Origin of the sequence: Emticicia aquatica, from assembly GCF_923079645.1 — a bacterium.
In the GTDB taxonomy this organism is placed as follows: Bacteria; Bacteroidota; Bacteroidia; order Cytophagales; family Spirosomataceae; genus Emticicia; species Emticicia aquatica.
On the sequence record NZ_CAKLPY010000001.1, the window covers coordinates 103,842 to 116,947 of the forward strand.

General features: G+C 37.3%; 10 protein-coding genes. 2 read left to right on the plus strand and 8 right to left on the minus strand.

The features are described 5' to 3' along the window. Positions 1-2: 2 nt before the first annotated feature. The 6 genes from MJQ71_RS00375 to MJQ71_RS00400 form a co-directional block, all read right to left on the minus strand. The gene (locus MJQ71_RS00375) at positions 3-1,379 is read right to left on the minus strand and encodes a glycoside hydrolase family 30 protein (RefSeq protein ID WP_238803734.1); all 1,377 of its coding nucleotides are present in this window, start codon (positions 1,377-1,379) and stop codon (positions 3-5) included. 98 nt (positions 1,380-1,477) lie between these two features. After that, a complete protein-coding gene (locus MJQ71_RS00380; RefSeq protein WP_238803735.1) occupies positions 1,478-2,203 on the minus strand; it encodes a hypothetical protein in 726 nt (241 codons plus the stop codon). A gap of 172 nt (positions 2,204-2,375) precedes the next feature. Beyond that, positions 2,376-4,745, minus strand: a complete 2,370-nt coding sequence (locus MJQ71_RS00385) for a glycosyl hydrolase family 28 protein (RefSeq protein ID WP_238803736.1) — start codon at positions 4,743-4,745, stop codon at positions 2,376-2,378. Positions 4,746-4,759: 14 nt separating this feature from the next. Beyond that, positions 4,760-5,824, minus strand: a complete 1,065-nt coding sequence (locus MJQ71_RS00390) for a pectinesterase family protein (RefSeq protein ID WP_238803737.1) — start codon at positions 5,822-5,824, stop codon at positions 4,760-4,762. Between the two features lie 8 nt (positions 5,825-5,832). Then, positions 5,833-6,663 (minus strand): 5-dehydro-4-deoxy-D-glucuronate isomerase, encoded by an 831-nt coding sequence (gene kduI, locus MJQ71_RS00395; protein WP_238803738.1) that lies wholly within the window; start codon positions 6,661-6,663, stop codon positions 5,833-5,835. A 62-nt stretch (positions 6,664-6,725) separates the two neighbouring features. Next, entirely contained in the window at positions 6,726-7,481 is a 756-nt protein-coding gene (locus MJQ71_RS00400; protein ID WP_238803739.1) for an SDR family oxidoreductase, read from the minus strand. Positions 7,482-7,776: 295 nt separating this feature from the next. On the opposite strand from MJQ71_RS00400, the gene MJQ71_RS00405 reads away from it, so the two are divergent. Further along, the gene (locus tag MJQ71_RS00405) at positions 7,777-8,790 is read left to right on the plus strand and encodes a LacI family DNA-binding transcriptional regulator (RefSeq protein ID WP_238803740.1); all 1,014 of its coding nucleotides are present in this window, start codon (positions 7,777-7,779) and stop codon (positions 8,788-8,790) included. A gap of 14 nt (positions 8,791-8,804) precedes the next feature. Here MJQ71_RS00405 and MJQ71_RS00410 read toward each other — a convergent pair whose 3' ends face one another. After that, positions 8,805-10,067: a replication-associated recombination protein A gene (locus MJQ71_RS00410; protein WP_238803741.1), complete on the minus strand. Its 1,263-nt coding sequence runs from the start codon at positions 10,065-10,067 to the stop codon at positions 8,805-8,807. A gap of 216 nt (positions 10,068-10,283) precedes the next feature. Between MJQ71_RS00410 and glgB the strand changes: the two genes are divergently transcribed. Beyond that, positions 10,284-12,287, plus strand: coding sequence for a 1,4-alpha-glucan branching protein GlgB (glgB, locus tag MJQ71_RS00415; protein ID WP_238803742.1), 2,004 nt, complete (start codon positions 10,284-10,286; stop codon positions 12,285-12,287). A gap of 60 nt (positions 12,288-12,347) precedes the next feature. Here the strand turns inward: glgB and MJQ71_RS00420 are convergent, their stop codons facing one another. Next, the gene (locus tag MJQ71_RS00420; RefSeq protein WP_238803743.1) at positions 12,348-13,100 is read right to left on the minus strand and encodes a GLPGLI family protein; all 753 of its coding nucleotides are present in this window, start codon (positions 13,098-13,100) and stop codon (positions 12,348-12,350) included. Between the last annotated feature and the right edge of the window lie 6 nt (positions 13,101-13,106).

Consider the following 13,106-nt stretch of genomic DNA (forward strand, 5'->3'; position numbering starts at 1 on the left):
ATTTACCAAACATAAGTTGCTACCGAACCTGCATCAAGTTTGGTTGTAATTTGCTTATTATGGTAGCGAATATTAAATTCTTGTGGATTATTGCTTTCATTTTGTACAATCAAAACTGTTTTTCCATTAGGAGTTTTGAACGCAACATTGGGCAAAGACATTGTAATATTGGATGCAATTCTGGTGGAATTTGGGCGTACAAATTTTGATGCATGAGCAACAATATAATAAGCAGGATTACGAATAAAGTTTTCTCCAATCGTGATAGCTCCCAAACAAGCTGTACAACCGCCAATAGTATGTGGATTTTGCTGTGGGTCGGCTGCCAAATTCCATTCTAAAACTGTTTTGCACCAATTGCGAGATGCACCAATAATTAGGTTTTTGGTATGCCACGAAAAATCTCCTGCAAAGTCTCCAGGAGCTCCAATCCATTGTTCCGTAAAATACAAATTTTTATCGGGATGAGCCTCGTGTACGCTACGGATATTTTCTACATTTCCACCATATAAATGAAAGGCCGAACCATCAATATATTTGCGAGCTTCGGGGTCGTTCAGAACGCTGATTGGATAATCTGGACGGTCGGCGTTATGGTCATAAATAATGATTTTTGTCGTTATTTTTGCTTGCTGAAAAATTGGTCCAAGACTTTTCTTGATAAAATTTGCCTGCTCGTCTTGTGGCATTAATAAACTAGGATTATTACCTGGATGCAAAGGCTCATTTTGAATCGTAATCGCATCAATAGCGATACCTTCTTTTTTCATTGCCAAAATATATTTTACCAAATATCGGGCATAAACATCATAAAATGCTGGTTTTAAACTTCCTCCTTTTGAATTATTATTGGTTTTCATCCAAGCAGGTGGCGACCACGGTGAACCCAATATTTTGATTTTTGGATTAATTGTCAAAATTTGTTTTAAAACAGGAATTAAATGTTTTTGGTCTTCAGCCAAGCTAAATTTAGTGAGTTTTGGGTCAGTTTCGCCCGAAGGAAGGTCATCATAAGAAAACACATCGCCATCAAGGTCAGACGCACCAACGCTGATACGCAGGTAACTCACGCCAATATTATTGGCATCGGTGGCAAACAACTCTTGTAAAAGTTTGGCTCTTTGCTCTGGTTTCATTCTACTAATCAGCATGGTGCTTCCGCCAGTCAAAGTATATCCAAAACCATCCATTTTTTGAAAAGTCTTGCTATCATCAACGTAAATACTTGGAGCAGTATTTGTTATTTTTTCAAAAGTCAGCGTTTCATTTTGTTTCTGAAATAAAACAGATTTATCAGTTTTAGTAAGCCATTTTTCGACTACTTGAGCGTTGATTTGAATGGCTGAAAAACAAAAAAGCAGGGAAAATATTTTTTTCATTGTATTTTGGTTGAATAAAGTTTTGCAAGATACAAAACAGGGTCATTATTTTTTAGAATAATGACCCTGTTTTCTTGAAAAAATGATTTTACTATTTATTATTGCCGAATAGAAGCAACATACCTTCGAGGGAGCATATTTCGAGTACGTGTTTTTACTACTTTTACTTCCGTTGGTAAGGTTTTTTCTACTGGCTCAACTTTAAGATTTGAGGCTTCTTCAGTTTTTGTGTTTGCCACGGCTGGCTCAAGTGTTGTAGTTGGCGTTATTTCTACTTTGGGCTGAATATCAGTCAATTTAGGCAAATTTTCAACTATGCCACTTTCCATTTTTGAAGCCTCACATAGTTTAATTGCATCATCAATTTCTTTGTACTTCCAACCGTCAGTTTGCCCTTGTTGGTATAATGCAATGGCTTTTTCAAGCATCATGTTGGTTTCTATTGCCGAATTTTGTTTTAGAGCCAAGCGATGCCAATAAATTGCTTCTTCGATGGACATTTGCGGTAAAATCGGAGCATGAAAATCGTCAGGATTAATTTCGAGTAATTCCCGAAGTTTGGTTTTTGCATCATAATATTGTTTGGCCGCTCGAAGGTCTAAAAACTGTTTGGTAAGCACCATTGCTTGCTTGCATCGTTGAGCAAATTGGTTTTCGTTTAAATCTGTTCCATAAAGGTTTCGATACAAAAAGAATGCGTGGTAATAGTCTGCTTTTTTGAATAACTCATCGGCATAAGCACGATGGGTTTGTGCAAAACTAACAAACGGGATTAGTATTCCTGCAAGAAGAATACGATTCAAGGATTTAATAAATCTTTTCATTGTCTTTGATAATATGGGATAGTATTGACAAGTCAAGATGTAATCATGGTATTTCAGTTTTTAAGATTGAAGGAAAGTACACATATATTTAAAGTAAAAACGGCAAAAAAACAGGTTTATTGTTTTTTTGCCGTTTTTACAAAATGATTGTTTTAAGTAAAAGACCAAGTTTTTATTTTTTACTAACTACATTACTTTTTACGCCAATACCCAATTCGACAGCATTTTTTGCATTCTTCGTATCAGTATTTAGTAAACGTACGCCAGCCGATTTTTCACCCATAACTTTTAATAATACGTCTTTTTCAGTACCATATTTTATGTTTTCTAAAACCACATTTTTGCTGTTTTGTACTTGCAAAACGGTTTTATCTTTGGTGAAAAGCATTATATTTTTCAATGAAATATTTTCTGCCTCTACACAAATCAATCCTTTATTTGACTCAATCATCGCATTTTCGATATTGATGTTTTTGATTGACATTTCGGGTAAACCTCTTATCAAAATTGCGGTTTCTGCTCCTTTACACACAACATTTTTAATATAAAAACTATTAAATTGTGGCGTGCCTTCATTCAATGGTTCAGCTTTGATGACTGGCAATTCGTTCGATTCTCTATTGGCAGGAACAGGGTCTTTTGCGGCATAATACATATCAAAAAGTATTGCTTCGCCTGGAATTTCGGTCATATTGATATTATTCACGAAAATATTCTCTACTACGCCACCTCTTCCGCGAGCAGTTTTGAAGCGTAAACCTACATCAGAACCCATAAAAGTACAGTCTGAAATGAACATATTTTTAACTCCACCAGACATTTCAGACCCAATTACGAAACCACCATGTGCATGATAAACGATACAATCTTTGATAATAAAATTTTCGGTTGGAACGCCACGTTTTCTACCTTGCTCGTCTCGACCTGATTTTATCGTAATTCCGTCGTCTCCCGTATCGAAAGTACAGCCTTCAACAATGCCAACTCGGCAGGATTCTAAATCTAAGGCATCGCTATTTTGGGCATACCAATAATTTTTTACAGTTACATTTTTGATTGAAATATGCTCGCATAAAAGCGGGTGCATTGTCCACGCTGGAGAATTTTGTAAAGTAATTCCCTCAATAACAACGTTTTTACAACGAGTCAAACTTACCATATTTGGCCTTAAAAAGTCTTTATAAGAAGCCAATTCTTCAGGTGTAGGTTTTAGGCCATTTAATATTCGACCTGCATTTGGAATCATATTCCCTTTCAGAGATTTTTCGGATGGATACCAATTTGCTTGTTTTTCGTCTAAAACGCCACCTGATTTTATCAAACTTGACCATTGACCAGCCGTTTGTTTGTCTTTTTTTATTGCTCGCCAAACATCACCACCACCATCAATTACGCCTTCACCCGTAATAGCAATGTTTTCTAAATCAACTCCCCAAATCGGAGCTTGACAGCGGTAAGAATCTTGCCCTTCCCAAGTGGTCAAAACGATTGGATAATCGTCGTAATTTTTACTAAATTGCAATAAAGCTCCTTTTTCAAGGTGTAAATTTACGTTACTTTTAATCACGACTGGCCCAGTTATCCAAAGCCCTTTTGGGATGAAAACCGTGCCACCACCTGCTGCACTACAAAGTTCAATGGCTTGATTGATTGATTTTGTATTGACAGTCAAACCATCAGATTTTGCTCCATAGCGAACGATATTAAATGTGTCTTTTCTGAAATATGGACGATACGTAATTGGCAATTCGTAAGCATATTTATCGTTAAAATCAGTTTTTTTAAGAAAATTTCTCAAAGGATGACCAATATTTACGAGTCCATCAGCAACCAGATTTGCCATTAATCTTGCTCCATAAGGAGAAAAATGTGTATTATCTTCAATTCCTTTCGGGAATTTCGAGAAAATACCACCGCCATAATGCATAAATATTTTTTTAGAACCATCAACGCCGTGTTGCTCAATTACTTTTTGACTGCTTGCATGAATGTCAATCAAACTAATATTGTATTGTTTGGCAATTTCTCGCACAACCGAAGGATATTCTCCATGCTGGTCAATAAATTTCCCATTTTCATCAAACTTCCTACGCATGACGGGCGTGAACAAAACAGGCGTAGCCCCTTTAGCTTGGGTTTCTTCAATGAATCGAATAAGATTTTTGCGATAATCGGTTTGAGGTGCGGCATAGCGAGTAGAATCCGACTCTTTTTGGTCATTATGTCCAAATTGAATAAAAACATAATCGCCTTTATGTAATTGGTCGTGTACTTTTTTCCAATGCCCTAAAGTTCGGAAACTTTTAGTACTTCGTCCGTTGACAGCATGATTTTGAATTTCTACGGCATCAGTAAATAAGTCTGGAAAAACTTGTCCCCAGCCAGTTTCTGGAATGTCATAAGGGTTTTTATTGGCACAAGTCGAGTCTCCAATTAAGAAAATTCGAGGTTTTTCATCAGCAAAAAAATCAGTTATAAAGGCTGAATTTCCCCAAAAAAGGGACGTAAAAACTATTATTCTGTAAATGTTATTGGTTTTCATAAGTGATATTATTTTTACAGTTTTGGCTTCCATTTTTGAGCAAATGTCCAACCTACTGTAATCGATTTTGGGTCAATTTTGAGGTTATCAGCGTGCCAAATATAATCGCCTCCTTTGCGATGACAATTATAATAGTTTACTCGCTTGCCCCATTTGAGTTGCGTTGTTGAGGCTTGGTAAATATCGGCGTCGGCCATGTTTTCATCAAATTTACAATCAATCAAGTAAAATTGAGCTTCTCTGTGAAAACGCCCAAGTTTATATCCTTTATCGCCTTCAAAAGTACAATTCTTGATAACAGTTTTGGACGATTCGTTATTTGAACCATCATGCCAAATAGCAGCGTTGAGGTTGTGACAAATAAATCGACAGTTTTCCGCCCAAGCCGAACCTCTCGGACAATAAAAGTCAACATGGCCTTCCATTGTACAATTCTTGAAATAATACAAACCACCTTCAACGTCCCACGGACTGACAGTATCACCACCGCCCGCTTTGAAAGTACAATTATTGAAACTCAAGCGAGTTGCACCAGGCATCGACCGAAAAGCAAATTGATGCCCATCTTTCCGAACCATTTTAGTGCCAGCAATTTCATCTTTTTCTCTAGGCAAAGCATATCGGTCTTTTGATGTAGCATTGGCTTGTCCACCCGACTCGTTGGTACAAATGATGGTTGTGTCATTGTGAGCAACATAACCGTAATCATTGATAATGGTTAGGTTTTCAAAAGCTAAATCATGTCCTTTTACATTGATGGTAGCTGCTCCAAAATCATCAGGATTTTCACAACGCCAAACATCTCTTGGCAAAGTAATACTGATAATTACGCCTTTTTCTGATTCGCCTTTTAATTTTAAAAATGACTTAGTAATCATTAATTTTTCACGATAAATGCCATTTTTGATGAAAATAGTACGAAAAGCGTGTGTATTTTTCATGGCATTTGTATCCAAACTATTGATGGCTTCTTGAATCGTTTTGTAGTTACCTGAGCCATCTTGAGCGACGGTTATTTTTTGAGCAAATAGACCATTGCTTACCAATAAAATCAAGAATAAAAGTGCTTGTTTTTTCATGATTGAAATTATCTCAATTCGTTGATTGACACAAAATCCATGTCAGCAAAAGATTGATTTTCACCTGCCATTCCCCAAATAAATGAGTAATTAGTTGTGCCACAACCCGAATGAATAGACCAAGGTGGAGAAATAATAGCTTGGTGATTACTTACCCACAAATGACGTGTTTCTTGAGGTTGTCCCATCAGATGGAGAACACCTTGCCCTTGTTGAATATCAAAATAACAATATACTTCCATGCGGCGGTCGTGCGTGTGCGATGGCATGGTATTCCAAACACTACCGTTTTGGAGTACTGTAAGTCCCATGACCAATTGACAACTTTTGATGCCATCAAGGTGAATATATTTATAGATAGTTCGCTGATTAGCGGTTTCTACTGCACCCATTTGGGCAGGTGAAGCTGCTTCTTTGGTCATTAATTGTGTTGGATATTCTTTGTGAGCGGGAGCAGAAAGTACAAAATATTTTGCAGGATTTTCTGCATCTACGCTTTCAAAAGTAATGTTTTTAGCTCCTCTGCCGATGTACAAACAATCCAATTTATTGATAGAAAAAGGCTGCCCATCAACCATGATTTTACCATCGCCCGAAACGTTGATGATGCCCATTTCTCTTCTTTCAAGAAAATACGTTGACTTTAAATCTTCGTAAGTCGGAAGAGTTAAGACTTCATTGGTTGGCATGATTCCGCCTAAAATCATTCTGTCATAATGCGAGTAAGTCAGATGAATTTGATTGGTAGAAAATAGCGTTTCTACTAGAAAATTATTGCGTAATTCGGTGGTATTCATTCCCGCCGTTTCTTTTGGACTACTTTCGTATCGTGTTTGCATATTTCAAAATAATCGTAATTTTATTTAATATTTTTAACTTAGTACCTTAATCTATATTCTAATTATCTTCCCATCCATCCACCGTCAACGGTCAATATTGTGCCATGAACGTAGTCAGAAGCGGAAGATGCCAAAAACACAGCAGGACCTTTAAAATCTTGAGGTTGTCCCCATCGACCTGCTGGAATTCTACCCAAAATTGAGGCACTTCGTTCGGGGTCGTTTCTGAGAGCCTCGGTATTATCTGTGGCAATGTAGCCTGGTGCAATGGCATTTACGTTAACACCTTTTCCTGCCCACTCGTTGGCCAGAGCTTTAACTAAGCTACCAATTGCTCCTTTACTGGCAGCATAACTTGGCACGTTGATTCCACCCTGAAAAGTCAATAGCGAAGCAGTAAAAATGATTTTTCCTGAGCCTCGTGCTATCATTTCTCGTCCAATTTCTCTCGCTAAAATAAATTGAGAATCCAGATTGATGGCCATTACTCTGTCCCAATATTCATCAGGATGCTCAGCGGCGGGCATTCGCATGATAGTTCCTGCGTTATTTATTAAAATATCAATAACAGGAAAATCAACTTTTACTTGGGCAATAAATGAGTTTAGACTTGCCCTATCGCTAAAATCAGCTTGATAAGCTTTGAAGTTTTGGTTGAGAGCCAGCACTTCTTTTTCAACTTCACTACCAGTCAGCTCAATACTTGCCGAAACACCAATGATGTCGGCCCCCGCCTCGGCCAATCCAATGGCAATTCCTTTTCCGATTCCTTTATTACAGCCTGTGACGAGTGCTATTTTTCCCTTTAAACTAAACATGTGTTGTCAATTAAATTAATAAGCTTTTATAAACGAAAATGTAAAATTCCATGAAATGAAATCTTTAGCATTTAATAATGTTTCTATTTGATTTTTCTAAGATGCAACCTAAATATTTTAAGACCAAACATTTAGGTCATAATCTTTATGCAATCGTTATCGGTAACGTTGCCAAAAAGCGTTTTAAGGAAATGGGGTAAAATAAAATTTGTTCTTTTTTCTAAAAATACTACTTTTATAGTCGAACAATATTTTTTCTATCAACGAGAAAATTGTATTTTAACAAGATTGTAGATTGGAAACGGTAACGATAAAAGATATTGCAAAAGCCCTAAATATATCAACCTCGACGGTGTCGAGAGCTTTGAGGGGGAGTTATGAAATCAATGCAGAAACCAAAAGATTGGTGATGGAATATGCCGAAAAAGTGCATTATTCACCAAACCCGATTGCTTTGAGTTTGAAAGAAAATAAAAGCAGGGCAATTGGTGTAATTGTTCCTGAAATTGCCAATCATTTTTTCTCACAAGCTATCAATAGTATTGAAGAAGTTGCCAATTCGAGAGGCTATCATGTCGTGATTTTTCAAAGCCATGAATCTTACGAACGTGAAGTGACCAATATTCAACATATTATTGCTCGAAAAGTGGATGGCTTGCTGATTTCTTTGTCAGGACAAACCAGCGATGTTTCTCATTTGCACGAAATTCAACGAAAAAAACTCCCTTTAGTTCTTTTTGATAGAATTTCTCATAAGATTGACGCCCATAAAGTGGTAGCAGACAATTTTGATGGAGCATTCAAAGCAACCGAACATTTGATTCTTTCAGGACGAAAACGTATTGCTCATATTACAAGCCCATCTTTATTGTCTATCACGCAAGAACGTTTGGCGGGCTACCGAGCCGCACTTGAAAAACATGGATTTCAGTACGATGAATCATTGGTTAAATATTGTGGCTTTAGTGCCGAAGAACCAAAAAGGATAATTGAAGAACTGATTGAAAGCCAAAATCCTGATGCAATTTTTACAACGAGCGATAGACTCGCTTTGGATTGTTTTTCGGCATTGAGAGAAAAAAACATTTTGATGCCAAATGATGTGGCTTTTATTGGATTTACAAACCTAAAAGTAGCCCATTTGTTAGAGCCTTCGCTCAGTACAGTTGTGCAACCTGCATTTGAAATTGGTCAAGCCGCCGCCGAATTACTTTTAGATTCTATCGAAAGAAAAACGACAAATATTGAACAGTTTCGCACTATCAAAATTCCAACTGAAATGATTGTTAGAAAGAGTTCGGAGTCATAGAAAAATTAAGAAATTCAATAGCCATACCATTCCGCCCACCAAGATTGTAATTGTTTTCTGATTTCGTTCTCACGGGCATTATTGCTTGGTTCGTAAATTTTTGTGCCTTTCAATTCGTCGGGTAAAAAGTTTTGTTTCGCAAAATTTCCTTCATAATTATGCGAATATTGGTAGTTTTTACCATAACCAATTTGTTTCATCAATTTAGTCGGAGCATTGCGTAAAGCCAAAGGAACTTGTAGGTGAGAAGTTTTTTCAGCCAAAGCAATTGCGGCTTCAATCGCAACATAAGAAGCGTTTGATTTCGGAGAAGTTGCCAAATAAATAGCTGTTTGAGATAGAATAATTCGACATTCGGGGTAACCGATAACTTTCACCGCTTGCATACAATTATTGGCCATAATTACAGCCGTTGGATTGGCATTGCCGATGTCTTCTGAGGCAAGAATGAGCATTCTTCGGGCGATAAATTCGGGGTCTTCGCCAGCCACAATCATGCGTGCCATCCAATAAAGAGCGGCATTTGGGTCAGAACCACGAATAGATTTGATAAAGGCCGAAATAATATCATAATGTTGTTCGCCCGATTTATCATAACGAGCGATATTTCGTTGGGCCACTTCTTCCACCAAATCATCATTAATAATTATGGAGGCATCGGGTGGAAAAGAAAATGTAATCAATTCTAAAAGATTCAATAGTTTTCGACCATCACCGCCCGAAACTCTCATTAAAGCATCGTAAGATTCGATTTGTATATTCTTTTCTTTCAAAATTACGTCTTCACGTAAAGCTCTGTCGGTCAATTCTTTGAGTTCTTTTTCACCAAAGGCTTCTAAAATATACACTTGACAACGAGAAAGAACAGCACTGTTTAGCTCAAAAGATGGATTTTCAGTTGTTGCTCCAATAAGGGTAATTTGACCTTTTTCAACAGCTGCCAAAAGCGAATCTTGTTGCGATTTATTATAGCGATGAATTTCGTCAATAAAAACGATTGGCGGGAAAAGTCCTGAAGCTCGAGCAATCACTTCTCTTAATTCTTTTACCCCCGAACTCACCGCATTTAGTTGGTGAAATTGCCGTTTAGTAGCCTCAGCAATGAGCAATGCAAGTGTAGTTTTTCCTGTGCCAGGTGGCCCCCACAAAATCATTGACGGCACAAGATTCGCCTCAATTGCAGTACGAAGAGGCTTGTTTTTGCCCAAAATATGCTCTTGCCCGATGTATTCATCTAGTTTTTTAGGGCGTAATCTTTCGGCTAATGGGGCTGACATATTTTTTTGTTAGAATATTTGAGTAAAAGTATAATTTTGATACATTTGTTGTTAATAAAAGATTTGCAAAGATATACGTTTGTTATATATTTGACGTAGAGATATAAAGTTTTATGACGTTATCACTGAGTGGCTAGATTCAATTCTAAGCTCATTTATTTAATGAAATAAAACTGTATGTTCCCAATTAACCTTATTCTTCCAATACTTTAACCTATGGCAAAGAAAACAGTTTCCACTAAAAAGGAACAAACAGCGAGTACAGAACAACAAACAGTAAAAAATGAGGTGCAAGTAGTAAGCACAATTCCTACCTTCAAAAATGTTGAGCCTTTTAGTCTATTAACTGACTTCGATATTGCTCTTTTTCGCTCAGGAAAACATTATAGATTGTACGAAAAATTAGGCTCGCATGTTGTTGAAAATCAAGGAGTTACGGGAACACTTTTTGCAGTTTGGGCTCCCAATGCCAAGTATGTTTCTGTAATTGGTAGTTTTAATGGCTGGAATCGTGGTGACCACCCGCTGAACCCTCGTTGGGATGGCTCAGGTATTTGGGAAGGTTGGATTCCAAACATTGGCAATGGTGAAGTGTATAAATATTTTATTGCTTCAAACACAGGTGCTGACATCGAAAAAGGTGACCCTTATGCCCTTCGTTGGGAACATCCTCCAAAAACTGCTTCAATCGTTTGGGATACTTGGTACGAATGGAAAGACCAAGATTGGATGAAAACGCGTCGTGCAGCTAATAACTTAAACGCTCCAACTTCTGTGTATGAATTACACTTTGGCTCATGGAAACGTGACCCTTCAAATCCAGAAAGAGCTCTTAGTTATCGTGAGGTAGCCGAAACACTCGTGCCGTATGTGAAAGAACTCGGTTTTACGCACGTAGAATTCATGCCTATCATGGAGCATCCTTATGAGCCATCATGGGGTTATCAAATTACAGGATATTTTGCTGCAAGCAGCCGATTCGGTACGCCTCAAGATTTTATGTATTTGATTGAGCAATTACACATTAATGGTATCGGTGTGATTCTTGACTGGGTTCCGTCTCATTACCCTGGTGATGCTCATGGTATTTATAGATTTGATGGCACTGCTCTTTATGAACACGAAGACCCTCGTGAAGGCTATCATCCTGACTGGAAAAGTTATATTTTTAACTATGGCCGCTACGAAGTACGTTCATTTTTGATAAGTAATGCCATATTTTGGTTAGATAGATTCCATGCTGATGGCTTGCGGGTTGATGCAGTGGCTTCGATGCTTTATCGTGATTATTCTCGTAATGCAGGCGAATGGATTCCGAATGTTTTTGGTGGAAGAGAAAACCTTGAAGTAATTTCTTTATTCAAAGAATTAAATGAAGAAATCTACCGCAGTTTCCCTGATACACAAACCATTGCTGAAGAATCAACAGCATTTCCTGGCGTTTCTCGTCCAGTTTATACAGGTGGACTCGGCTTCGGTATGAAGTGGATGATGGGTTGGATGAATGATACACTTCGTTATTTTTCAAAAGACCCAATGTACCGTAAATGGCATCAAAATGACATCACTTTTAGCTTAGTTTATGCTTTTTCCGAAAACTTCATGTTGCCTTTTTCACACGATGAAGTTGTTTATGGAAAAGGCTCATTAATTGAGAAAATGCCTGGCGACGAATGGCGTAAGTTTGCCAATTTGCGTTTGATGTACACTTATATGTTTACGCATCCTGGTACGAAATTACTCTTTATGGGTGGCGAGTTTGCTCAATATGCTGAATGGAATTTTGAGAAAAGCCTCGACTGGCATTTGTTAAATTACGAGCCAAACAACGGCATGAAAGAGTGTGTAAAAGGTTTAAATAATCTTTATCGCTCGGAAGCTGCTCTTTTTGACAAGCAATTTAGCCCTGAAGGTTTTGAGTGGATTGACACCAGCGACCGTGAAAATGCAGTGATTGTGTATGCAAGAAAAGGATTCAACGAAAAAGAAAACCTTATTGTAGTGCTAAATTTTACACCTGTTCCTCGTTCAAATTATCGTATCGGTGTGCCTCATGCAGGTACATATACAGAGGTTTTCAATAGTGATAATCGTCAATATTGGGGAAGTGGAACATTGAATGGTGAAGTATATACGCAAGCAATTGCTTCTCATGGGAAAGATAATTCTATGGAATTAACACTTCCGCCTTTAGGTGCAATTATATTTAAGTTGAAGTAAGTAATAAATTCTTGAATACAAAAAGAGTGAATGATAACCCTATCATTCACTCTTTTTATTTTAATACCGAATTGCCCAATAAGGATTTCGTTGAGATTTGATGCTGTCTTTGATATGGTTGCGAAGTAAATTATCGTAATCTATATCTTTGATTTTCTTTCCTTTACTTTTTGGTAAAATAAGCTCTTTTTCCAGTTTTTTGAACTCAACTTTTGTTGCCGTAATCACCACGTCTCCATCATTAACATCCAATTCTAGAATTGCTCCTGGAAGACCAAAATAGCGTTCTGGCCCCGCCGAAACAGGAATATCTCCTGCAAACCAAGCTGTAATTTTTTGTTTTTTAATGGTATCTTCAGTTACTGCTTTCATGCAAATATAGCCAGCTACATCTTTTATTTGATTCATCACTTTCCAACTTGGGGTGTGTAATGAATCGTCCACGATATAAGTTTTGCCGAGCATTTCTATCACTTCAGTTTTCTTTTCTTTCTCAAAATCCCTTGTGATAATTAAGTCATCATTTCGCCAAGCCCATGTGCCGTCTTCGCTTTCACCTTGCTCGTTTAGGTAAGTATATAAACTTTTATTTGGACTAAAAGCAAGTTTCATTTTCTCTTTCCATTCATCGTCACTTCCCCATGTGAGTTTTACACGGTCTTTTTCTTCCTGACTCAAGTAAGGTAAGCGAGCAATAATTTTTGGATAATGCACCACTCGCTCAAAAGAAATAATTCCTTCGTCTTTTTGAGCAAATATTGGTAAAGTAATCAATGAGAAAATGATTGAATATATAAATTGGTATTTTTTCATGTTTTT